The organism is Nostoc sp. UHCC 0302, from assembly GCF_038096175.1.
GTDB lineage: Bacteria > Cyanobacteriota > Cyanobacteriia > Cyanobacteriales > Nostocaceae > UHCC-0302.
The window spans coordinates 3,472,188-3,494,404 of the sequence record NZ_CP151099.1 but is presented as its reverse complement, the minus strand read 5'-3'; the positions used below and the strand labels follow the sequence as shown (position 1 = coordinate 3,494,404).

The window sequence follows — 22,217 nt, the reverse complement described above, 5'->3', positions numbered from 1 at the left end:
AGTCCAGAGTCCTAAGTCAAAATATTGACTCTTGACTATTGACTCTTAACTCTTGACTATTGACTATTACTATTAACTTTTTTGAAAGGAGTCTTCTTCGATTTCTGCTTTTTGGTTTTATTTTTCTCATAATCTAACTCTTTGAGCTTCTTCATAATTCGGCTGAAGTACTCTTGTAGATAGCTTTCTACGGTTGCAGTTTGTTGTTGGTCTAATCCAAAGACTGTGTATACCTCATCCATTGAGGCATTTAACGGCCTACCACTGGCCAGTACTTCTGTAAACGCCAGTCTGTCTGCTACGTTCCATCCCCACTGAAAGAACCGCATGAAGCGCTGCACGGCACGTAGTAAATTTATTGGCATCCGCGTTACTCTAGCTTCTTTGCCAGATAAACGTTCGCACAAGCTAATGATTTCTTCTGCACTCCACGCACGAGTACCCACTACAGGGAAAGCTTGGTTTTCTGTTGCTGGCACACTCAAGGCGCGGATAGCAAACTTAGCAATATCTTGAGTGTCCATGTAGGCGATAGGAGAAGAATCACCAGTCACCCAAACTGGCTGATTCTCTAAAATGGGAATCCCGTATTGACCGATTAACCCTTGCATAAAGCCAGCTAACCGTAAAATGGTGTAATTTAAGCCAGATTCAGCTAGGAAGAGTTCTGTACACCGCTTAATTTCCATCAATGGCACTTCTGGGTATTTTTCAGCATCCAGAATCGAAAAGAAAATAAAACGCTCTACTCCCGCTGCTTTTGCGGCTTGAATCAATGCTACTTTGCCATCCCAATCGACCTGTCTAATACTCAAAGAATCTGTAGGACGAGATGTTGCAGCATCAATGACTGCGGTTACACCTTCTAATGCTTCCGCTAGAGTTTGGGGATAACGCAAATTTCCCCCTACGAGTTCTGCCCCCCATTCTTTGAGAAAAGCTGCTTTTTTGCTGCTCCGCACAAGACAGCGTACTTTATACCCCTCATCGATAGCACGACGAGCCACTTGTCTTCCTAAGGTGCCAGTGGCACCGACGATTAATAATGTCATGAGGGTTGTTATAAATCTTAATGTTTTATGAAAAGAATCTTATCAGAATAGTCTATGCAAACAAAAGTTTACATCTTTTTTAAGAAAGCGACTGAGATGAAACTTACGAAAAAAGCTTTGTCCGGTTGCCGGACAAGCTATTTTTCGAGAAAGGTAAAGTTTCTCACCTCTCAAAATGCAGATTGCTAGGAGGATTATTCTTCTCCACCTTGTATTTTTAGTAACAAAGCGCCTAAACCCCAGCCCACAAAGATTAAACCGAAGGACAACAGACCTGCATTCAAAATTTCGCCGCCCATTGGTGTGATTCTCCTTTGCAAATTAGTTTGTGTAAACATAGGTCTACCAAAGCTTTTTAATAGTTGCTGTAGGATTAGACCTGTGTAAATAATTCTAAACTAGTTTAGCAAGTAATCCCTACTGGTTTGGCGGGGAACGGGTAAGAGTGGGAGAGTGGGGGAGTGGGAGATCCGTAAAACTTGATGAAAATGAAGAAGAGAGTTTATGTATGAAATTAATCAAGCTAATTTAGTAAACTTTTGTCAAGAAAATCGCCCGCGTTTAGCGCTGACGCTGGGAGATCCGGCAGGAATTGGGCCGGAGGTGATTTTAAAAGCTTTAGCAGATCCAGAAGTTAGTCAAATTTGTGATGTAACAGTGGTGGGTAACCGCAATTTACTGGTACAGACTTATCACAAACTAAATTTAATTGGAAATTTAGCTCCTTTGGCAAATCCAGAGCAGTTGTCAGTTATTGATGTGCCGTTGGATGAGGAGATTGCAACTCAAATTATCACAGGAGTTGGTAATGCAGCGAGTGGTGCGGCTAGCTTTGCTTATATGGAATATGCGATCGCTCATACACTGGCCGGAAAATTTGACGCTATTGTTACAGGCCCCATCGCTAAATCTGCCTGGAAAGCCGCAGGTTACAATTATCCAGGGCAAACGGAACTTTTGGCACAAAAGTCAGGTGTTGACCGCTTTGGGATGTTATTTGTCGCGCGATCGCCCTACACTGGTTGGATACTTCGCGCTTTACTTGTTACCACACATATTCCATTACGTCAAGTAGCTGATACACTAACACCGCAGTTACTGACAAAGAAACTTGATTTGCTGGTGGAGTGTTTGCAAAGAGATTTTGGAATAGAGAAAGCGAAGATTGCGATCGCAGGTTTAAATCCCCACAGTGGCGAACAGGGACAACTGGGAAATGAAGAACAAGATTGGTTAATTCCCTGGATAGAGCAAGAGCGGCAAAATCGCCCACAATTACAGCTAGATGGCCCGATACCACCAGATACGATGTGGGTTAAACCTGGTCAAGCTTGGTACGGAAATTCTGTGACACAAAATCCGGCTGATGCTTACCTAGCACTTTATCACGACCAAGGTTTAATTCCTGTGAAATTAATGGCCTTTGACCGAGCAGTTAATACTTCTATCGGTCTGCCTTTCGTGCGGACTTCGCCAGATCATGGAACAGCTTTTGATATTGCGGGTAAGGGAATTGCCGATGCTACAAGTATGGAAGCAGCGATATATTTAGCGGCTGAATTGGTTAGTCAAAGGTTTGCGGCGAAGAAGGATAAATGCTGAAAAACTTCATGTTTTCTAATTCCTCATTTTACATGAGTTCTTATTATTATGCTTCCCTAAGCCAATTAGATATCTATATCTAAGAAACTTGTGTAAAAGACTATGGAAGCGCAACCAAGGGAAATCAAAAATTATCTCACAACAAATGGGAGAAGTCCTTTTGATGAGTGGTTTAATTCGCTACGAGATAAAAAAATAAAGGCTAAAATTAGAGCAAGGCTTGACGAGTTGAAGATGGTAATTTAGGAGACTATAAGTCGCTTGGAGATGGTGTTTTTGAACTCAGAATTAACTATGGTTCTGGTTACCGCCTGTACTTTGCACAAGAAGGGAAAACAATTATTCTTCTTTTATGTGGTGGCGATAAAAATACTCAAGAATACGATATCAATCAAGCTAAAGAATATTGGCAAGATTATAGGAATAGAGACGATGCCTAAAAGTGCAAGTTATCACACAGAACTAATTGAAGGCCTCAAAGATCCATTAGAAGCAGCATTTTATATTGAAGCCGTTCTAGAAGAGGGTGACCCTAGAATGTTAAGTAAAGCCCTCAAAAATGTAATTGAGGCGCAGGGCGGAATTGAACAGCTTTCAGCACAAGTTAAGCAACGCTACGAAAAACTTGATCAGATGCTATTGGAAAAAGGAGAAATTGAATTTTATTGTCTGAGTAGTTTACTAGATGTATTGGGTTTGCAGCTAGCAGTGACAGTTAAGTCAGCTTGAGGTTGTACTTCTGTAACTTCTGCTGCCATTCTAAAATAACTATCTGAGGCTTAAGCAAACACACAGTTACCGAATCAGTTTGGTATTAATATCTCCAATTAATCCAGGGTTATCTAGTCAAGCCTCAGTAAAAGTATTTAGGTAACTCAGGTATCTAGCTCAACTTTTAAGCGATAAAATTAATTATCAGATTTCTGAGCTAATGTTTTTATAAACTACTCCTAATATTTTGAGTTCACGCTTTGGTGTTTTCAGGTGGTTCAAACTTGTAACCATAGCCCCGCACAGTTTTAATAAACTCTGGTACACTCGAATCAACTTCCATCTTCTTGCGAAGTTGACCAATATGTACGTCAACTACTCGCCCATCTCCTACATAGTCGCAACCCCAAATTTTTTGGATTAACTGTGGGCGGCTCCAAGCTTGACCTGGATGGCTTGCTAAAAAATGTAAAATATTAAACTCTAAGGCTGTTAAAGTTAGAGGCTTATCGTTAAGTGTTACCTCTCGACCTTCTGGGTTAATTGCTAGCTGCTTGAAAACAATTCGTTGTGTTGGAGAAGGGTTGATATAACGTATACGCCTCAAAAGGGCTTCTACTCGGACTTCCACTTCCGCAAGACTAAATGGTTTAGTCATAAAATCATCAGCACCTGCGGCGAGAATCCTAATTTTATCAGCTTCGTCAGTCCGGCTGGTCAGCATCATCACTAAAACATTAGTGCGGCTCTGCATTTCCTGGCAAAGACTATAACCATTCACATCTGGCAAATTCCAATCCAGAATTACTAAGGCTGGGTTGAATTGTTCAAACAAAGACAGGGCAGTCTTACCGTCTGCTGCTGACTCTATTTGATATTTTCGACTTAAAAAACGATAAACAAGATTTCGGACGCCGAAATCGTCATCGACGATCATAATCTTGGGACTAGTAGCAGGAACTATAACCATAGTGCAGCCTATTATTGATTTGGCAATTTGCTGTTACGACAGTTTCGTTTTATGTATTTGTGTTGAGAGTGTATTTACCCCCTCTTATCTGAGTACGATGGCGCTGAATCTTAAGCCTTTCGGAGACTAAGGCGGCAAGAACAGCTATACCCACAGGCTTTACGCGAACGCGCAGTGCTATTAGCATTCGCGTCTCCTTTAGGAGAAGGTAACCGCTACTGTAGTACTTGTGTACACCTAATTTTCCATGAAGTTTAGGAAAAGTTCAGCCATCATCATGCTTAAAGAATGTATGAGTATTGTATAAGTTTAGTATGTTTTTAGAATAAATGGTATTATTGTATACAAATATACTTAAAAAGAGCAGAGAAGAGTATCAATAAAATCGTAAATAGTTCGAGATTCACGGACACGACAGCGATCGCTACATAAAGATGGTATGTGCTACCTTGATCTACTCTACGGGAAGTTACTTAAACGACATCTACAACTCGGGAAATGCTTAACGTCTGCAACCATACTCCACTTCCCAAAACGCTGCCTAGATTAATTCCATTTTTAAAAAGGCTGACAAACTAAACCATATCGAATTTAGATTATAGACGTATTACCCTACTTTCCTTTACTTAATAGATATATCCGGAAGGAGTATACGAGAATCTACGGGAATGTATTTACGGGTAGCTACACTCTTAAACAGATAGAATACTACAAATTTCAGCCTGAGACTATGACAAGCCAAGGACTGAGAGCAACACCAGAAGGCATCAGGGCAGCAAAAACAGCGTTAACTGATAAAACTTGGAGCCAGCACAAGTTAGCAGGAGCTTTAGGCATCACACGCCAACCAGTTTCCAAATTTTTCGCAGGTGAGCCAGTTTCTCGCACTTGTTTTGTGCAAATTTGCCAACAACTAGGTTTATCTTGGCAAAAGGTTGCTGGTTTACCTGAAGATATAGTGTCTGAAGCAACCGCTAAAATACAGCTTAATAGAGTTGACCTGGATACGCTGGTGCGGGATGTACGCCAAAAGCGCCAAGACAAAATTCAAGACCAGTGCGGCACTTTGCAAATGCTAGACATTGCCCATACAGTTCAACTGCTGGATATTTACACCGACACCAAAGTTTTAGAGGAGGTAACCAGTCAGCAATGGCGAGAAATTTCTGACCTGTTGAAAGACTTCACATCTGAATTAAACTTCAACCAACTTGGAGAATGCAAGAGGCAGAAAAGATTACCTGGATTAGAGCCTGTATCACGCAACTCTAAGCTAATGGTGCTGGGTAAGCCAGGATCGGGTAAGACTACATTTTTGCAACATCTAGCGATAGAATGCAACAAAGGCGAGTTTGAACCAAACCGCATAGTAATTTTTATCAGTCTGAAAGAATTTGTTGAAGATACCAAAGGTAACAGCGAATTCAATCTGTTGAACTACATCAGCCAAGAATTTCTTAATTGTGGTGTTGAGCAGAAATTAACTACAATCCTGCTTACTCAGGGTAAACTGCTGATTTTATTAGATGGTTTAGATGAAGTACTATCAGAAAACACAGATAAGGTAGTTATAGAAATTCGCAGGTTTACTCAGACTTTTTACAAGAATAAGTTTGTTATTACCTGTAGAATTGCTACTCAAAAATACAGATTTCCAGGATTTACTGAAGTTGAATTAGCAGACTTTCACCAAGAGCAAGTTGAAGTTTATGTTAAAAACTGGTTTGTTGCAGTTGCTCTTAAATCCAAAGAAGATGCGGAAGCCATAGGGAATTTATTTATTAATCAACTAAATCTCCCAGAAAATCACCGCATTCGAGAATTGGCAATCACACCCATACTGCTCCATTTAATTTGTTTAGTATTTCATGTGAAGGAGGAATTTCCTTCTAATCCAGCTAAGCTATATGAGCAAGCACTGAATATTTTGTTATTTAGATGGGATGAAGTTAGAGGTATTAAACGCGATCGCATCGGTTATAACTTGACTTTGGCAAGTAAAAAAAATCTACTTGCTCACCTTGCCACTATTCATTTTGAGCAAGGAGATTACTTTTTTGAACAAGAAAAAGTTCAGCAAATTATTGCTGATTTTTTATACACATTACCAGATATTAATACAAATGTTACCGAATTGCAGATAAACAGCGAAGCAGTGCTAAAAGCAATTGAGGTACAAGATGGTTTATTAGTAGAAAGGTCACAGAGAATATATTCATTTTCTCATTTGACATTTTATGAATATTTCACAGCTAAAAAAATTGTTGAGAGTTCTCAATCTCAAACTTGGAGTAATTTAATCAGCCATATAACTGAAAAACGCTGGCGGGAAGTATTTTTGCTTACTGCTAGTATGTCACCCAATGCTGATAAATTGCTACAGTTAATGAAGCAAAAGATTGATTCACAAGTAGCTTTTGATGATAAAATACAGACTTTTCTAACTTGGTTGCAGCAAAAATCTAGTTCTGTTTCTACTCGCTACAAAGCAGTAGCTGTTCGTGCTTTTTACCTAGTTTGCGATCGCGCCTTTGCCCATACTCCTAGTTATGACCTTGAGTTCGCTCTTGTTGGTAATATAGCTTTTGATCTTGATCTCGCACTTGATGAATTTTTGTCAAGTACTTTAGGATGTGTAAACGAGCTTGATTTTGCCTTTGAACATATCTCTAACGACGCTATTGCTATAGACCATGTCTATGCACTTGCCATTGCTTTTTACAAAGCTGTTGACCTTGTTGTTGAACCTGAATTTAAGGAAATGCTGCAAAAGCTTAAACAGCAACTGCCCTATATAAATAGCGAACAAGAAAAACTTAGAAAGTGGTGGCAAGCTAAAGGTAAAGCTTGGCGTGAACAATTAAGAAATGTGCTGATTAAGTATCGCAATATTGGTTATAATTGGCAGTTCAATGAACAGCAAAAAGAATTACTTCAGCAATATTACAATGCCAATAAATTGCTGGTAGATTGCTTAAATAGCGCTGTTTACGTAACTCCGGTAGTGCGACAGGAAATAGAAGAAACATTATTGCTCGCTATTGCCGATATTGAGAGCATCAGTAGCTATTGTTGTACTAACGAGGATTAAACAATCAATACAATAATCCTTATTAATGCAGATAGTTAAATTTATTTATAATAAAATTTTGCATATAAATAAATTAAAAAATAAATATTTTGTAGGCTAAATTAGCTATATTTTAGCTCGGATAGTAAGCAAAAATAATTAAATAAGCCAGTCTATCTTAAGAAAGAGTTTGAGAATATTCATACCAGAGAAAGATAAGTTTAATTTGTATATTTAGCTAAATTGCTGTTAATGCCGTCAGCAAGGAAGGAATAGTTATGGATAAAAAGTTAGAAAACTTAGTAGGTGGGATCATTCCTCAACAGCCTCCAATAGAAGCACAATCTGATGTTCATGTGCTTAAATCTCGTCTAGAATGGGGCGAGCCAGCTTTTACAATACTAGATGTACGCGATCGCCAAACTTATAACGAAGGCCACATCCTGGGAGCAATGCCAATGCCAGTAGATGAATTGGTAGAGCGTGCAGTTCCTTCTGTAGATAAAAGCCGTGATATTTACATTTACGGTGTAAATGAAGAACAAACAGCCCAAGCTGTACAATTACTTCGTTCTAACGGGTTTGAACACGTATCTGAACTAAAAGGCGGTCTTGCTGCATGGAAGGCAATTGGAGGCCCGACAGAAGGCATTATCGAATCAAGAACCCCCGCAGGTGCAGATGAGTACAATGTCGTATCACGGGTACAAGATCATTTAGAAACCCAGCGAAAAGAGACTCCTACAGTTTCTCGCTCTGAAATACAAAATCGTTCAGAAACTGAGCAAAAATAGGAATTAGTAACTCAACAAAATAGCCTTCATGATGCATTACGCACTTTCCAATCCTTGTTAAGTGCGTAATTAACCAATGCTATTTTGTTAATTGGTTTGGGCTGTTATGCAGAAAACAAGGTTAAAATTCTATGTAGCTGAAGAGTGCCTTTTTGCCATTGTTAATTATGCCCCACCTATAATAGGGATTGGAACCATAAATATTTCTACTTACAATGCAAATCTGGATAAAATTTTTATTAGACGTGAAACGCAATCTCAAGCTATGGAAAGGCTAACGAGAAATGAAAGCAGCTTACAAACCTAGATGCTGCGGCTAAAATTAAAGCTAAATTTGAGCAAACTATAAATAAAAAGTATCATATAAAACAAAATTTTTTGCGCTTACCCCAACCGAGAAAACTTTTTGAGCTACGGAACATTGATAGAATTTATTCAAAGCCTTGTGGAATCTTCTCTTCGTAAACTTCCTCTGCTTGTAGAAATTACTATCAACTTCTCAACTCACATCATGAACCGTTTTACCTCCGTTTTTCTTGCTGGGTTTATAGCATCTGTTTCAGCTTTGGGCATATCTCAAAAAGCTGATGCTAATGCATTAGTATCTTCTTTTCAAGAGCGAGATAGTTACAGCTATCATCGCGATCATGACCGTCACCACAGCCGTGACAATGACCGCCGTCGTTATGGACGTGATGATGACCGCCGTTATAACCGGGATAATGACCGCCGTTATGACCGTATTCGCTACGATCGCGACAATGACCGCCGTTATAACCGGGATAATGACCGCCGCTATGACCGTATTCGCTACGATCGCGACAATGACCGCCGTTATAACCGGGATAATGACCGCCGCTATGACCGTATTCGCTACGATCGCGACAATGACCGCCGTTATGACCGTATTCGCTATGATCGCGACAATGACCGCCGCTATGACCGTATTCGCTACAATCGCGACAATGACCGCCGTTATAACCGGGATAATGACCGCCGCTATGACCGAAATCGCGACTGACATCGTGATTAATCGCTGCGCTTTTTAATTAAGCTCGGTTCATCCATAACCGAGCATTGATTTTAATTAGCGGTAGCACTTGGACAACCGCGATCGCGTCTCTCGCAGGACAAGCCAAGGGAATCGCCTTTTCCACTTAATTTAAGGGGCATAAGAATCAGAGGGGAAGAACTTGCAATCACTTCCCCTCTGTTCCGAATGGCACTAAGTTAAGCGTAAACCCCTTATATAACTGGCTTTTGGGTGTGGGGTGTGGGGTGTGGGGTTGCAGGTTTGGGAAATCAAGAAAATGTTGAACTCCTTGACGCAACTAAAGTTTAATTGTCTTAAACACCACACCCTACACCCTACCCCCAACACCCTGCCAAGCGCGAGATTTCACGTTTTCTTAGTGACATTCCCCTCTGTTCCTTCATTTCTCAGAAAAATAACATTATGCCTAGTTTCTACTTAGTACTGATAGCAGATAAAATTTTACTATAAGGGACTTCCAAACATATAGACCTAATTTTAATTATTAGCTGCTACAGGCAAGAATCCACCTGCTTGCATTTTCCATAATCTGTAGTAAGCACCATGACGTGCCAGTAATTTGGTGTGAGTACCATCTTCGACAATGCGACCTTGATCAAATACTAAAATCCGGTCTAAATGGGCAATAGTAGACAGTCTATGAGCCACGACAATTACCGTTTTCCCATTCATCGCCAAGTCTAGAGTATCTTGGATAGCTTTTTCAGTAATTGAATCGAGGCTGGAGGTAGCTTCATCCAAGATGAGGATTGGCGCATCTTTGAGGATAACTCGCGCGATCGCAATCCGTTGTCTTTGTCCTCCAGAGAGTTTAACACCGCGTTCCCCCACCAGAGAATCATAACCTTCTTGGATCTGGCTGATAAAATCATGAGCATAAGCCTTGCGTGCCGCCTCGATTACTTCCTCATCGGTTGCATCTATACGTCCGTAACGAATATTTTCCATCAATGTGCGATGAAACAGAGACGGATCTTGAGGAATTAAGCTGATCTGGGCGTGGAGGGCATCCTGAGTCATATCTTGAATATCGACTCCATCAATGAGAATCTGTCCCGACTGTCGGTCAAACAGACGTAAAATCAGATTCACAAAGGTAGATTTTCCAGAGCCTGAGAAGCCTACCAGTCCGACACGCTCTCCCGGTTGGATGGTGATAGAGAGATTTTCAAATACTTTCTTGTCAGGCGAATAACTGAAATTGACTTGCCGAAACTCAATTTTACCTTGAGTGATGGAGTGGGCGATCGCTTGATCCCGATCAATCAACTCATGGGGTTGAATAATTGTGAACACACCATTGGCAACATTGCCAATATGTTCAAAAAATTCCAGAAAGCGTCGGCTTAAATTACGAGCTTCGCTGATGATTAACAACGACAGGCTAGTTGCTACAACAAAGTCAGCGGTAGCGATTATTCCTTGGCTCCAGAGAGAAAGTGAGTAATACAGAGTGCCGATTTTCAGAACAGCGGCTGCGATGAACTGAAACCAGCGAATTCGCTCCGAGTACCAGTTGGACTTCCTCACCTGTTTGAGTTCGTGCCTTAATTGCTCATTCAAATAATGTCGTTCAAAACCCAGGCGAGCAAACAGTCGGCTACTGCTGAGATTTGTGACCGCATCTACAATGATGCCAGTTGTCTCGCTTCTGGCGGCTGCGGCTTTCCGTGAGTAAATTCGGCAGCGAGTTGCCAGCCAGAAGGAAATACTGATGAAGAGAACTGCCCACACGCCCACGAATGCAGCAAGCGGAGGATAGGCACGATACAGTAAAATCGTAGCAACGATATACACGATAATTACTGACATAAATTCTGTAATCATCATTTGCATCGTCTGGGTCACACCCAGAGAGGTTTCGCTGATACGATGTGCCAACGCCCCAGAAAAACTACTGCTCAGGTAGCGATGGGAATGATGCTGCAAGTAGGCATATAGAGAGCGGACGATGTGCTGTCTATGGAGCGGATGTAAGATAGTCTGCAAGAGTCCAGCTGATCGCCCAAATACTACTTCACCCACACTCAAAGCAGTGAACAGCATCAGGGGTTGGCTGATAGCATCAAAAATATGCTTATTGTTGCCAGTTGATCGCGTCACGCTGCGGATGATCTCGCCAATGGCATAGGGCAACATAATGCCAGAGGTTGCGTGCAGTGCCTCCAAAATGACCATTAGTAGATACCACCAGCGAAACTGGTTCACAAAATAACAAATAAACCTGAAGGTCGTATCAGGTAAGTTTGGCGCATTAGCAGCACGTTGAAAAGATTTGGAAAGTCTCAGCTTTTTCGTCATGAAAATCTATCTTGTAGTAATCAACGGTTCTGACAAATAAAAATGGACGGCTGATCTAGCCGCCCTATGGCGTTAGAGGCTTCTTACTGCAACTCGTTCAAAATCGCTCATCAATCTTTTTTGCTGAAATAGTGCTAATTACGAATTTACTAAACCATAAGTTCTGGTGGCGTGATTGCAGCATAGAGATCAGGTGGAAGTAACGCATCTTTAATGTTAATTTTCTTGGGTATGACACCCGCTGCAAAGAATAAATCTGCTACACGCTGTTGTTCCGCTATCAGTGCGGGGCTTAGACCTCTGCGTCCGGCAAAAGTGCGTCGAGACATTACCTTGGCAGCTACATCTTCATCAAGCTTTTGTTCTGTGATCATCAATTTTTTCACTTCATCTCGATGCACATCTGCCCATTTATCAAGAGCTTGAAGTTCCTCAATAATAATTTTGAGTAAGCCCGTATTTTCTTCAGCAAACTTCCTGTCAGCAATATAATATCCACCAGGAGAATCTAAGCCAACAGAATCTCTGAGGACGCGAATTCGACCCATCTTTTGGGCGATCGCATAGTGCGGATCTCCTGTCATCCAAATCGGAATTCTCCCTTCTAAAAAAGCACCCCGCGCCTCGATGGTCGGCATACTTCTGATTTTAATATCTTTGATAGTTAAGCCAATTGACTGTAACGCTCTAAGAATAAAATAGTGTGATGCTGAGCCTTTTTGAAAATATACTTCTTGTCCCTTGATTTCCTCAAACTTTTTCAGAGGAGATTCTGGCGGTACAGCAATAACACTACTTGTTCCTGTAGTTGCAGTTCTTTGTGTACCTACGACATAAACAAGCTGTGAGCCAGCGACTTGTGCAAAAATTGGTGGCGTTTCTCCTACAGAACCCACATCAATTTTGCCCGCTGCCATTCCTTCCATGAGTTGAGGCCCTTGGACAAATTGCGCCCATTCTACCTTGATGCCCAATGGTTCTAAGCGTTTTTCTAAAACTTGCCGATTTCGGACAAGATCCCCTGCACTCTGATATCCCATGCGGAGTACCTTCGCTTTTATCCCCAAGGAACTCGTACTATTTGCTACATTCTGTTGGCTTTGTTGGGTACAACTTCCCAACAGATATGCCGTAGAAAAACCGCCAAGACTAGATGTAGCAAAATTGAGAAAACGACGGCGTTTAATCATAGCTGTTTAATCGATGGAATATTTTTGATTTGAATGTTTATAATTTGTAATTCGTCATCGCCAGAGAAACTAGCGCAGTGAATCTCCCCTGCGGTATTCGGCGGTGATGTCGTCTAGCTTTTGTTTCAAACTTTCGTCAAGTTTTACTTCCAAAGCCTTGAAGGTGTCAGCTAGTTGTTCTGGGCAGCTAGCACCAATAATCGGATTAGCCAAAACCCAAGCCACTGCTAGAGTAGTAAGCGACTATCCAGCCAGATCCGCTACTGTACGTAGTTCCTCGACAGTATTGAACTCGCGATCGCCTCGAAGTCGCACTGCCTCATCTGAAAAATCCACACTAATTACTGTAAAACCTTGTTGTACAAGACGTAATACGTCGTTTCCTGTCCCGCAACCAAGATCAAGCACGGTTTTAATGTTGGCGGACTTGAGTAAGGGAAGATGAACATTCGTCCATTGGGTTCCCCAATCTAAATCAGTGCCAACATCCCTACATTTAGCAAAGAATTTTAGATGGTGCGTAAGACATAAAGCATTAAACAACTAAAGGGGTGTTCCGACGGCTCAATGAAACCAACCACTGTTGCAGTTTCGAGTTACTGTACACTTCATCGGCAATAAAATGATCGCCTTCAGGCAATACAGTAAAATCTACTGTTCCCCCCAGTCCGCGCAAGGTAGCAACAATCTGCTCTGTATCCTCAATCGGCAGTTTTTCGTCCTTGCCACCTTGGAATATTTGAATGGGAATTTCTTTAAGTGCAGCTAGTTGAGTTGCTTCTAAGGTCTTGGGTACACGACCAGACACTGCTACTAGACCGGCGAAGCGACCAGGGTGAGAAGCAGCGATATGCCATGCCCCTGCTGTACCTAAACTGAACCCAGATAAAATGACACGGGACGGATCGATGGGCTGGGAGGCAATAAGGTTATCTAACAAAGCAATTACATCAGATTCTCTATCTACCCAGGTTTGTCCTTCAGGAAGTTGGGGGGCTGCAAAGACATAAGGTAACGGGTTTGACTCATCCACGAAACGAGGTAAACCCCATTTCAGCAGCACATTTAAATCATTACCGCGATCGCGCGCCCCATGCAAAAACAACACTAGAGGTGCAGGTTTTCTCGTCTCTTCAGAAACAGGCGAGAAAAGATAAGGCAATAAACCAGAGCGGTGTTCAATAGGCATAGTTGTAATTCCTCAAGTGTATGTTTAATTTAAGAATTGGGGACTAGAAATCGAATCTTCTACACCCAAGCGTATTAACGGTTTGCAGTTATCAAGCCGAAGATTCGATTTCAATCTGATGGATATTCAGTTGTGTCCTATTTTTGTGCTGCACCAACAGGAATAGGTTCACCAAGAACTTTGGCGAATCTTTGCAAATAGAAGTCCACAGAATTTTCTACTGCTTGAATTGAGGAGCGATCGCGTACCAGATTCCACCATGTCTGCAAACGAGGTGTTTCTACTGGTAGTGTGAATTTGCGGAAGTTTTCTAAGAGCGGTAAACGTTCAAACCAAGGATAGAAGCTGATATCAACAAGGCTAAACTGATCTCCTAATAAGTAATTACCTTTGCCTAATCCTTCTTGCTCAATATATAAAAGTGTTTCTGTGAACTCTTTTCGCCCTTGTTCTTGTTCTTGGCTATCTTTACCACGCAGAAATTTGTTAAAAGCTGGGACAAACCGAGTATTGGCGTAGTCTATCCAGATGCGAGTGATCGCCTTAGCTGCGGGATCACGGGGTAACAAAGGTGGTTCTGGAAAAACTTCATCTAGATATTCATTGATGATAGCGGACTCGTAAATTTCAATATCTCCATGTTTAATAGCTGGAACTTTGCCATAGCGCGAAATCTGCGTGTACCCATCTGGTTTGTTCTGTAAGTCAATTTCTATCGGGGTGAAGTCAATTCCTTTTTCCAGTAAGACTACACGAGTACGTTGAGAGAAGGTAGAGGCTTTGGCGAAGTACAGTTGTATGTTGCTCATGAAATCTTTTCCTTGTAATCGTCGTGAATGCAGGCTATTCGGGATTGCACAACTCAAACTAAAGCAATAAGACAGAAGCTATATGTGTTGATTAGTGCAGTTAAATAATTGACTGGTAGGTATCTATGTCAGTTAGATAATATATTACAGTTTGTTGGTCGATTTAGTGTAGTTTCAATATTATACGGTCTTCCTAAAAATATGTATACCTAATTATTAGTGTAACTAAATAAATATCTACACATAATCAGGCTAGTCAAAAAGAGGTATCATATGCACTCGAAAGCTGGCTCTGATGGATAGATCCGTCTTGGCTTGTTAGTACGCGCAGGTAATACCACGTTTGAGCCTGGCTTTCACTCTGCTTTTTGTTTGCCAGCAGTGCCAAGAACCCTGTGAAAAATACTGCGTACCACAAGCAAGCACCCAAGAAAGCAGTAGTCCCGCACAACAAACGAAAGCCCAGAGCTATGAACTACAAGAGTGCCAAACGTATAGTGGGGTAGAGTAATACAGCAGATTTCAAGTTGATGAAGTACACAATATAGGTCTCATGGTTACTGAGCGACTTGCCCTGAGTTGTGCCGAGCATCTCGACTTCGCTTGATGGAACCGGAGCCGAGGTAGCGTAGTCGTACCCCTTCGGGGAAGCAAGCTACGCGTAGCGTCCCGTAGGGAAGGGAGTCGAAGTAAAATCGAGGTGCAGCAAATCATGAAATGGGCAAAAGTACTTACCAAATTGGCTAAGTTTGCCAAGTTCTTGCTGAAGACAACCCGAAGCTGAGGGGTAAGAACTAACTTTGACTACTTTCATTATTTCTTCAATTGTTTTAAATAAGCAGCAACCTATCATAATGCTGTTATATCTTTGTTAAGAATAGTTACATTTTCTTAACAGAAGGAAATATTTCTGATGGTAGCCTCACTTAATAAGAATGCACCACATCAGGTTGTGATCGTTGGTGGTGGCTTTGGTGGACTGTATACAGCAAAAGCTCTCAAGACAGCAAATGTAAACGTTACTCTCATAGATAAACGTAATTTTCACCTATTTCAACCGCTTTTATATCAAGTTGCCACAGGTACGCTATCACCTGCTGATATTTCTGCACCATTGCGATCTGTATTCAGCAAAAGCAAGAATACAAAAGTGTTGTTGGGAGAAGTAAATGATATTGATCCAAAAGCGCAACAAGTTATTCTGGGTGATGAAGTAGTACCTTATGACACATTGATTGTCGCCACAGGTGTTAACCATTCCTATTTTGGTAAAGATAACTGGAAAGAATTTGCTCCTGGCTTGAAAACTGTTGAAGATGCCATAGAAATGCGTCGCCAGATATTTTCGGCATTTGAAGCGGCAGAAAAAGAAACCGATCCCGAAAAACGCCGTGCTTTGTTGACTTTTGTGATTGTCGGGGGTGGGCCCACCGGTGTAGAATTATCGGGAGCGATCGCAGAGTTGGCATACCAAACTCTCACAGAAGATTTCCGCAGCATCAACACCTCAGAAGCGAGAATTTTACTATTGCAAGGTGGCGATCGCATCCTCCCACACATTTCACCAGAATTATCGAAAGTAGCAGCAGAATCTTTGCAAAAGTTGGGTGTGGCTGTCTACACCAACACCAGAGTGACAAATATTGAAGGTAACATCGTTACTTTCAAGCAAGGCGATGAATTGACAGAAATTACCTCAAAAACTATCTTGTGGGCAGCAGGTGTTCAAGGTTCGCCTATGGGGAAAGCCCTAGCAAAAAGTACAGGTGTAGAGTGCGATCGCTCAGGACGTGTGATTGTAGAACCAGACTTGTCTATTAAGGGTTATAAAAACATTTTTGTCGTGGGAGATTTAGGCAACTTTTCTCATCAAAATGGTAAACCTTTGCCTGGTGTTGCACCTGTAGCCAAACAACAAGGAGAGTATGTAGCTAAACTTATTAAACGCAGGCTTCAAGGTGATACTTTGCCACAATTTCGTTACAATGACGTAGGTACTTTGGCGATGATTGGGCAAAATCTAGCTGTTGTAGATTTAGGCTTAGTCAAACTCAAAGGTTTCATTGCTTGGGCTTTTTGGCTAGTAATTCACATCTACTTCTTAATCGAGTTTGACACTAAATTAGTAGTAGCAATTCAGTGGGCGTGGAATTATATCACTCGTAATCGTCGTTCTAGATTGATTACAGGTCGAGAAGGTTTTGTAGAAGCAAAAACTGTTAATAATAGCGTGCAACAGCCTTCTGGGACACCTCTGTAACTTCAGGGATCAATGATACAAGGCGTTGACGATAAAACTCATGCTGTAGACCCGACATTCAGCACTGCTAACTCCGACCAATACCCTAACCCTAAATCCTCCCCGTGCAGAGATCCGCGATAGTACTCACAAGCTAGGCGATTGCAGATAACAGGATATCCGGCTTCGTGGCATTTCTGGATGAGGCTTAAAACCAAGGGTGGATATGTGGATGTGTTGTTTTTCCCCCTTGGATAAGGCTCAATGATGGTCTTTGGGAAGCACCAATTCTTCCACGCGCTCCCACACCAGTTCAAAAACTTTCAGAACACCATCACTCATAGTGGGTGGCGTTTTCAGCGTGACTCGATTCCCATTCAACGTGAAAGTACGGGTCAAATTTGTACCTACCCGATTGGGAATAGATGCTACTTCTATATAGTGAGTCACTATGTTCCCATTCAATATGTACGTTCCTGCATAAGCATTGAATGTAGAAAATGCTTCTGCGCGTTCTTCCACGGTTACAGAATGAATTTCTCTGCTCAGGGGTGAGTTAATATTGCTGCTAAGTGGTGAGCGATCGCTCCTTGAGAACATCACCATCATTCGACCTTCAGGCGTATAGGTGATATAACCTGTGGGGTTAGTTCCATACACATCGAGATCAACATTTCCATCAGGACTACTAACGTTTATAGAGATTAGTTTCCAAACACCAAGCAAAGGATTATTCTGAGTAGACGACAGACTCGACATGATTAACTCCAAAACAAGCAGTACAGATTGTTTGCCCTTATTATCCTTAACTTAAAGCAGTTACGGTTCGGGGAGAGCCAATAAGGAATTTCTACCGCCTCAACGGAGTACGTAAGCATATAGACTCGAATGGCACGCTTGAAAAGCTAAAATCCATGAATCAGGCTCTTTGTTGGGGGTAGGGTGTGGGGTGTAGTTAGAAAATAAGAAAAATAGAATGGAAGTGCAAGCATTAATAAACTTCTTGATCACCACACCCCACACCCCACACCCCACACCCAAAAGCCTTATAAATAATAGGTTTGCCGTTATCTTAGTGCCATTCCATATAGACTCGCAAGTTTTACTCAGACGCGATCGCATCGCAAACTAATGCCCCCAACGCCTACGCCGCTAAGGAAGCAAAAACTGCACTTCACGACAGATAGTGTTACTGGCTAATCTGTTGATGCTCTTGCAAATAGTTAATTAAAACTTTTAAAGAGCTTAAAGTCTAACTATCAGCAACTTTACAAATAATCATAATATGTGTTGAATATTTATCATAACTAGAGTGAACAATTTGTAATCCTGCTTTTTCTAGTTCTTGTATAAGTTCAGGCATCTCATATTTGTGATGTCTCCAAATAGTAATCTCTTCATCTTTCAAAATTTCAATATTCTTATTTATTCCTAATTTGCTAAAACTTACAGTGTAATTTTGATTAAATTTTATATTAGCAGTTATGCTATCTGTTTTAAAATCATACTTTCTCACAAGTTCACAATCTTCAGACCTAATTCCAACCTTGTTTTTAATCCATGCATATAGTTCTTCCACATGATATTTACAGCCACCTCGAACTCTTCCATCCCATTTAGAGTTAGAACCAGTTTCGTTAGTAAACACGAGAAAGTCATTTTTCTCCATGCTATTTCTGAAATTTTTCAGTACTTTCGTTCTATCATGATGATTTCCAATTGTCACACCTAAATGTAAAAAGATATTGGCTATCTCGTTGTTCTCAGCAGAAGTTGAGTTTAGCAAAATCTCTACAGGAATAGAACTAGCTTCTATATCTACTGTGTAACTGTCAAACGCAATTAATGGAAACCATTTAATAAAGTTGGCTTTTGACAAAATCAGGAGTTCATTGCTAATATCTAATGCGATGTATTTATTAATTTTCTTTAACTTATATAGTTGAGAAATAAATTTTTTTACCGGATACGAATTACCTGAGCCTACATCTACAATATTGACTTTAGTACAATTTTGATAATTGCCGTTAATATATACAAAGTTCTTTTTTAACAAATCAATTTCTACATTAGATGTTCGATACCATTTAGGAATAATATATTTTTGATAAAAATTATTCCAGATTTTTGCACCTCTACCTTTATAAGAATATTTTAAAGGAAATTCTCTTCTAAGTTCTAATACCTGAATTAGCTCTAACACTTCTTGTTTAGAAAAAATTGAGTAAAACTCAGAACTTGGCTCTACTATACGACTTATAGGATTTGAGATATCTGAAGAAAATTGTGAATTGCTATGAGATTTTTTAGCCATTATTGTTTGGTTTTGCCAGGTAATTGAGTTGATTATAGCGGTTATTAGCCTAGTGAAGTACAGTAACAACAGTGAGTATACAATTATAAATATCATTCAAAGAGACTTGGTTAAAAGCAGCTTCAATGGCTTGTGCTAAAGAAGGATAACTCCTAGCGCCAAGAGAACGTAGTATGTTTTTCACCTTTGACCAACAATGTTCAATGGGGGAAAAATCAGGAGAATACGGTGGTAAATAAATCAATTTAGCTCCGGCAGCCTCAATTAATTTTTCAATATCTCCGCCTTTATGAATTGAGCAATTGTCCATGATGGCATAATTACCTTTTTCAAGGAATGGGACTAATTTTTGCGAAATATAAGCCTCAAATGTTAGACCATCAGTTGCACCTAAAATGCTATATTGGCTAATTGCACCGATCATTGAGACATTTTTACTATGTTTTTGAGGTCTTGAACCATGCGCTCTTTTACCTTTAGGGGAACGAGCAGAATGTCTGAGCAAAGATAGATTGCGATACGCTTCGTCGAGGAATATCATCTTGGACGCAGGTGTTAAGCGAATTTGCAGCCAGAACTGGAATCTTAATAATTGCACTCTTTCAGTTTCTTTTTCTGTGGCGTGCAATGTTTTTTTTAAGCTGATTTCCATCTTCTGTAACAATTTAACGCTGGGGCAACAGCCCTTTTCAGTGCAGTCAGCCTTACCAATGATCCTTTGAATGCTAGGACTCCGACCCTAGTTAATGTGACTTTTGATGGTACACCTGTCCCTGAACCCATGACAACTATAGGTACTTTGGCTGCGGGTGCTTTTGGTGTTGCATTAAATAGAAAAAAGCTAGCTCTTACTAAGTAAAGCTTAGATGAACATCAGAGAAGCAGGTCTGTTGCAAAAGCTAACTGCATAGATACACAAGCAATACAACTCTTATGCAGGAAATTTCTAACGCCTATATGAGGGTTGTTAACAAAGTTTTTCGCCGCTCACTCTCCAAAAAGACAGCACCCAAATTAGGTGCAGCTATATTTATGCCTCCGTTCGTTCCGGTGTTCGTAGGAAAACAAGAATTAGCGACATTCAGTAGTGTTGTCGGAGTGCAAGTAACATCAGGGGCAAATAGTGAGTAGCCATAGATTTTTTGTCTTGGTGATACGAGTTCGTCGGTGCGAATTAAAATACCTCCTAAAACTTGGTTCGATGGAATAGTGAGTGCAGGTTTGATGGGAATTCCACGATTATTATTGGCAGCATTGTTCAGGAAATTTGAAGCTTCGACACTTAAGAGCGGGACACTCCGCGAGCTACTGGCGGTAGTTGAGCGCAGTCGAAACTCAGTGCATCGCTCCTGAATTCTGACTTCTGAATTCTTTTTCAATTAAGTATATAAAGTTTTGTCTGGGCATTCAAGATTTCTGGGCAAAAGTATTGAAGTAATTGTATATTTTATTTTTTAAAAGTTCCTGATTTCAACCATATGGTTTGGGTAAAAAACTCTTTTTTACATAGTACTATTCTCAGTAGAGTTAAATAGTTTAACAATTATCAAAACACTAATTGCTGCGAGTGCCAAACTGATCGCAAAAACTCCTTGATAACCAACCTCCTTGGCAATTACACCACTGATCGAAGCAGTACCAATACTACTGAAAATACCTACTGAACTTTGGATCGTATAATCAGTACCAGGTGTTTCTAACTTGCTTTTGTCCATCATAATCGTGAAGGTGGTAGTGTTCATAATCCCAATAGTAAAAAATGCACTGATTGCAACTAAATAAAGAATAGGCAGACTAGTAAAGCCGAATGTCGGCAGTAGATAAGTTGATGTGGTAACTGCCCATAAAATGCTAAATACAACTAGTGATCGCTTTCTTCCCCAAGAAGCGATTAGAAAACCTGCAACAATTCCACCAAGGGATGAAGCAACAGCACTTACTACTCCTAGTAACGAGCCAATGTCTGATAAAGACAACCCGATGTCTACTAGTAAGGGACGATACATAGTCGCGGCCATATGAGTGCTTGCTGAATATAATAGTAAAATTAGCAGCCAAGAGCGCATTCCTGGATGACGACAAAAATTGATAAAATTCTGGAAGTAGTAAACAAAAAATCGAGGCTGAATAGCAACATTAACAACCTCGTTAATTGTAGACGTGGACAAAGTTGATAATCTTCCAAATTGCTCATCAACTACTTGCCCTTTGTTGGGTAAGTTTTCTTTGTGCCAAAAGACTGGTATTAGGGCTAAAACCATAATTAACGCTAAAGCTTGTAGACTGGCAGTCCACCCCCAATAGTTAAATAAAATTAACATTCCTCCCCCACCGATCGCTGCACCAATAGAACCACCTACACTTTGCACCGCGTTTCCTAAACCTCTCTCACTCGGCTTGAGTAAACCTATAGCTAAAGCATCAGTAGCAACATCTAAACTCGCACAAAACAAACTGATTAAAGTTATACAAATCAGTATGGTAGTAAGGTTTTGTTCCACACTCAGCCAGCCACAAATAGCAGTTACACAGGCAATCAGAAGCTGAAAACAGATAATCCAGAACTTGTAATGTCCCCAACGAGTGAAACCATAACGGTCAATAAAGGGAGACCAAAGAAAGCTCAGGGCGATCGGTAAAGCCAGCAATTGCAGCAAACCAATTGCTTCTAAAGAAAGTCCTTTTTGGCGCATGAACACGGGTAAAGTTTGGTACAAGAACCAAAATGGTATGAATTGTGACACATACAAGCTACCAAGTAACCCTTGTTTCTTCAGGTTTTTGATGTTAAGCACAACAGACAAATTCCTGTAATTATTAAATGCAATTGTGGGCTCGGAGAGGATAAGCTAACTGCCATTCATTTTTCCAGACCGCTTGTAGTAAGGGCTTTAACCCTAGTTTTATGCAACTTTAATGCTC

General features: G+C 40.7%; 22 protein-coding genes and 1 pseudogene. 7 read left to right on the top strand and 16 right to left on the bottom strand.

Translation table 11 applies throughout. From position 1 onward, the window contains the following. Positions 1 to 56: 56 nt before the first annotated feature. Positions 57 to 1,052, bottom strand: coding sequence for an SDR family oxidoreductase (locus WKK05_RS15115; protein WP_341530445.1), 996 nt, complete (start codon positions 1,050 to 1,052; stop codon positions 57 to 59). Between the two features lie 194 nt (positions 1,053 to 1,246). Beyond that, the gene (locus WKK05_RS15110) at positions 1,247 to 1,351 is read right to left on the bottom strand and encodes a PetM family cytochrome b6-f complex subunit 7 (protein WP_341531094.1); all 105 of its coding nucleotides are present in this window, start codon (positions 1,349 to 1,351) and stop codon (positions 1,247 to 1,249) included. Positions 1,352 to 1,556: 205 nt separating this feature from the next. On the opposite strand from WKK05_RS15110, the gene pdxA reads away from it, so the two are divergent. The 3 genes and pseudogenes from pdxA to WKK05_RS15095 all read left to right on the top strand — a co-directional run bounded on the left by pdxA (position 1,557) and on the right by WKK05_RS15095 (position 3,383). After that, on the top strand, positions 1,557 to 2,654 hold the full coding sequence (pdxA, locus tag WKK05_RS15105; protein ID WP_341530444.1) for a 4-hydroxythreonine-4-phosphate dehydrogenase PdxA: 1,098 nt from the start codon (positions 1,557 to 1,559) through the stop codon (positions 2,652 to 2,654). Positions 2,655 to 2,756: 102 nt separating this feature from the next. Further along, positions 2,757 to 3,094 (top strand): annotated as a pseudogene (locus WKK05_RS15100) (type II toxin-antitoxin system RelE/ParE family toxin). Then, positions 3,087 to 3,383 (top strand): hypothetical protein, encoded by a 297-nt coding sequence (locus tag WKK05_RS15095; protein ID WP_341530443.1) that lies wholly within the window; start codon positions 3,087 to 3,089, stop codon positions 3,381 to 3,383. The pseudogene WKK05_RS15100 and the gene WKK05_RS15095 overlap by 8 nt, the downstream one beginning before the upstream one ends. A gap of 235 nt (positions 3,384 to 3,618) precedes the next feature. Here the strand turns inward: WKK05_RS15095 and WKK05_RS15090 are convergent, their stop codons facing one another. After that, complete coding sequence (locus tag WKK05_RS15090; protein WP_341530442.1) at positions 3,619 to 4,335, bottom strand: response regulator transcription factor; 717 nt, start codon at positions 4,333 to 4,335, stop codon at positions 3,619 to 3,621. A 730-nt stretch (positions 4,336 to 5,065) separates the two neighbouring features. Here WKK05_RS15090 and WKK05_RS15085 point away from each other — a divergent pair. The 3 genes from WKK05_RS15085 (at position 5,066) to WKK05_RS15075 (ending at position 9,220) form a co-directional block, all read left to right on the top strand. After that, positions 5,066 to 7,426, top strand: a complete 2,361-nt coding sequence (locus tag WKK05_RS15085) for an NACHT domain-containing NTPase (RefSeq protein ID WP_341530441.1) — start codon at positions 5,066 to 5,068, stop codon at positions 7,424 to 7,426. A 257-nt stretch (positions 7,427 to 7,683) separates the two neighbouring features. Continuing rightward, the gene (locus tag WKK05_RS15080; protein ID WP_341530440.1) at positions 7,684 to 8,199 is read left to right on the top strand and encodes a rhodanese-like domain-containing protein; all 516 of its coding nucleotides are present in this window, start codon (positions 7,684 to 7,686) and stop codon (positions 8,197 to 8,199) included. A gap of 406 nt (positions 8,200 to 8,605) precedes the next feature. Next, a complete protein-coding gene (locus WKK05_RS15075; RefSeq protein WP_341530439.1) occupies positions 8,606 to 9,220 on the top strand; it encodes a hypothetical protein in 615 nt (204 codons plus the stop codon). Between the two features lie 510 nt (positions 9,221 to 9,730). On the opposite strand, the gene WKK05_RS15070 is transcribed toward WKK05_RS15075, so the two are convergent. The 7 genes from WKK05_RS15070 to WKK05_RS15040 form a co-directional block, all read right to left on the bottom strand. Then, positions 9,731 to 11,554 (bottom strand): ABC transporter ATP-binding protein, encoded by a 1,824-nt coding sequence (locus WKK05_RS15070; protein ID WP_341530438.1) that lies wholly within the window; start codon positions 11,552 to 11,554, stop codon positions 9,731 to 9,733. Between the two features lie 149 nt (positions 11,555 to 11,703). Beyond that, positions 11,704 to 12,744, bottom strand: a complete 1,041-nt coding sequence (locus tag WKK05_RS15065; RefSeq protein ID WP_341530437.1) for an aliphatic sulfonate ABC transporter substrate-binding protein — start codon at positions 12,742 to 12,744, stop codon at positions 11,704 to 11,706. Between the two features lie 69 nt (positions 12,745 to 12,813). Beyond that, complete coding sequence (locus WKK05_RS15060) at positions 12,814 to 12,969, bottom strand: hypothetical protein (RefSeq protein WP_341530436.1); 156 nt, start codon at positions 12,967 to 12,969, stop codon at positions 12,814 to 12,816. Between the two features lie 18 nt (positions 12,970 to 12,987). Next, positions 12,988 to 13,287 carry a class I SAM-dependent methyltransferase gene (locus WKK05_RS15055; RefSeq protein ID WP_341530435.1) on the bottom strand — a complete coding sequence of 100 codons (300 nt, stop codon included), beginning with the start codon at positions 13,285 to 13,287 and terminating at the stop codon, positions 12,988 to 12,990. Then, complete coding sequence (locus WKK05_RS15050; RefSeq protein WP_341530434.1) at positions 13,280 to 13,933, bottom strand: dienelactone hydrolase family protein; 654 nt, start codon at positions 13,931 to 13,933, stop codon at positions 13,280 to 13,282. The genes WKK05_RS15055 and WKK05_RS15050 overlap by 8 nt, the downstream gene beginning before the upstream one ends. Before the next feature lie 137 nt (positions 13,934 to 14,070). After that, positions 14,071 to 14,742, bottom strand: coding sequence for a glutathione S-transferase family protein (locus WKK05_RS15045; protein WP_341530433.1), 672 nt, complete (start codon positions 14,740 to 14,742; stop codon positions 14,071 to 14,073). 655 nt (positions 14,743 to 15,397) lie between these two features. Beyond that, on the bottom strand, positions 15,398 to 15,556 hold the full coding sequence (locus tag WKK05_RS15040) for a hypothetical protein (protein WP_341530432.1): 159 nt from the start codon (positions 15,554 to 15,556) through the stop codon (positions 15,398 to 15,400). 99 nt (positions 15,557 to 15,655) lie between these two features. Here WKK05_RS15040 and WKK05_RS15035 point away from each other — a divergent pair, with 99 nt between their 5' ends. Then, positions 15,656 to 17,002 (top strand): NAD(P)/FAD-dependent oxidoreductase, encoded by a 1,347-nt coding sequence (locus tag WKK05_RS15035; protein WP_341530431.1) that lies wholly within the window; start codon positions 15,656 to 15,658, stop codon positions 17,000 to 17,002. 38 nt (positions 17,003 to 17,040) lie between these two features. On the opposite strand, the gene WKK05_RS15030 is transcribed toward WKK05_RS15035, so the two are convergent. The 6 genes from WKK05_RS15030 to WKK05_RS15005 form a co-directional block, all read right to left on the bottom strand. Continuing rightward, complete coding sequence (locus WKK05_RS15030; protein ID WP_341530430.1) at positions 17,041 to 17,199, bottom strand: hypothetical protein; 159 nt, start codon at positions 17,197 to 17,199, stop codon at positions 17,041 to 17,043. Positions 17,200 to 17,242: 43 nt separating this feature from the next. Then, on the bottom strand, positions 17,243 to 17,740 hold the full coding sequence (locus tag WKK05_RS15025) for a lipocalin-like domain-containing protein (RefSeq protein WP_341530429.1): 498 nt from the start codon (positions 17,738 to 17,740) through the stop codon (positions 17,243 to 17,245). A 493-nt stretch (positions 17,741 to 18,233) separates the two neighbouring features. Then, positions 18,234 to 19,295, bottom strand: a complete 1,062-nt coding sequence (locus WKK05_RS15020) for an L-histidine N(alpha)-methyltransferase (RefSeq protein WP_341530428.1) — start codon at positions 19,293 to 19,295, stop codon at positions 18,234 to 18,236. A gap of 49 nt (positions 19,296 to 19,344) precedes the next feature. Further along, positions 19,345 to 19,947, bottom strand: a complete 603-nt coding sequence (locus tag WKK05_RS15015; protein WP_341530427.1) for a transposase — start codon at positions 19,945 to 19,947, stop codon at positions 19,345 to 19,347. A gap of 301 nt (positions 19,948 to 20,248) precedes the next feature. Further along, entirely contained in the window at positions 20,249 to 20,674 is a 426-nt protein-coding gene (locus WKK05_RS15010; protein ID WP_341530426.1) for a hypothetical protein, read from the bottom strand. A gap of 123 nt (positions 20,675 to 20,797) precedes the next feature. Beyond that, the gene (locus tag WKK05_RS15005; protein ID WP_341530425.1) at positions 20,798 to 22,090 is read right to left on the bottom strand and encodes an MFS transporter; all 1,293 of its coding nucleotides are present in this window, start codon (positions 22,088 to 22,090) and stop codon (positions 20,798 to 20,800) included. Between the last annotated feature and the right edge of the window lie 127 nt (positions 22,091 to 22,217).

Bases quoted from the DNA above. Each gene is read 5' to 3' on its own strand.
- pdxA (WP_341530444.1), top strand. From the start codon at position 1,557: ATGTATGAAATTAATCAAGCTAATTTAGTAAACTTTTGTCAAGAAAAT.
- WKK05_RS15025 (WP_341530429.1), bottom strand. From the start codon at position 17,740: ATGTCGAGTCTGTCGTCTACTCAGAATAATCCTTTGCTTGGTGTTTGG.
- WKK05_RS15070 (WP_341530438.1), bottom strand. From the start codon at position 11,554: ATGACGAAAAAGCTGAGACTTTCCAAATCTTTTCAACGTGCTGCTAAT.
- WKK05_RS15110 (WP_341531094.1), bottom strand. From the start codon at position 1,351: ATGGGCGGCGAAATTTTGAATGCAGGTCTGTTGTCCTTCGGTTTAATC.
- WKK05_RS15080 (WP_341530440.1), top strand. From the start codon at position 7,684: ATGGATAAAAAGTTAGAAAACTTAGTAGGTGGGATCATTCCTCAACAG.
- WKK05_RS15035 (WP_341530431.1), top strand. From the start codon at position 15,656: ATGGTAGCCTCACTTAATAAGAATGCACCACATCAGGTTGTGATCGTT.
- WKK05_RS15085 (WP_341530441.1), top strand. From the start codon at position 5,066: ATGACAAGCCAAGGACTGAGAGCAACACCAGAAGGCATCAGGGCAGCA.
- WKK05_RS15015 (WP_341530427.1), bottom strand. From the start codon at position 19,947: ATGGAAATCAGCTTAAAAAAAACATTGCACGCCACAGAAAAAGAAACT.
- WKK05_RS15090 (WP_341530442.1), bottom strand. From the start codon at position 4,335: ATGGTTATAGTTCCTGCTACTAGTCCCAAGATTATGATCGTCGATGAC.
- WKK05_RS15040 (WP_341530432.1), bottom strand. From the start codon at position 15,556: ATGAAAGTAGTCAAAGTTAGTTCTTACCCCTCAGCTTCGGGTTGTCTT.
- WKK05_RS15020 (WP_341530428.1), bottom strand. From the start codon at position 19,295: ATGGCTAAAAAATCTCATAGCAATTCACAATTTTCTTCAGATATCTCA.
- WKK05_RS15050 (WP_341530434.1), bottom strand. From the start codon at position 13,933: ATGCCTATTGAACACCGCTCTGGTTTATTGCCTTATCTTTTCTCGCCT.
- WKK05_RS15065 (WP_341530437.1), bottom strand. From the start codon at position 12,744: ATGATTAAACGCCGTCGTTTTCTCAATTTTGCTACATCTAGTCTTGGC.
- WKK05_RS15115 (WP_341530445.1), bottom strand. From the start codon at position 1,052: ATGACATTATTAATCGTCGGTGCCACTGGCACCTTAGGAAGACAAGTG.
- WKK05_RS15045 (WP_341530433.1), bottom strand. From the start codon at position 14,742: ATGAGCAACATACAACTGTACTTCGCCAAAGCCTCTACCTTCTCTCAA.
- WKK05_RS15095 (WP_341530443.1), top strand. From the start codon at position 3,087: ATGCCTAAAAGTGCAAGTTATCACACAGAACTAATTGAAGGCCTCAAA.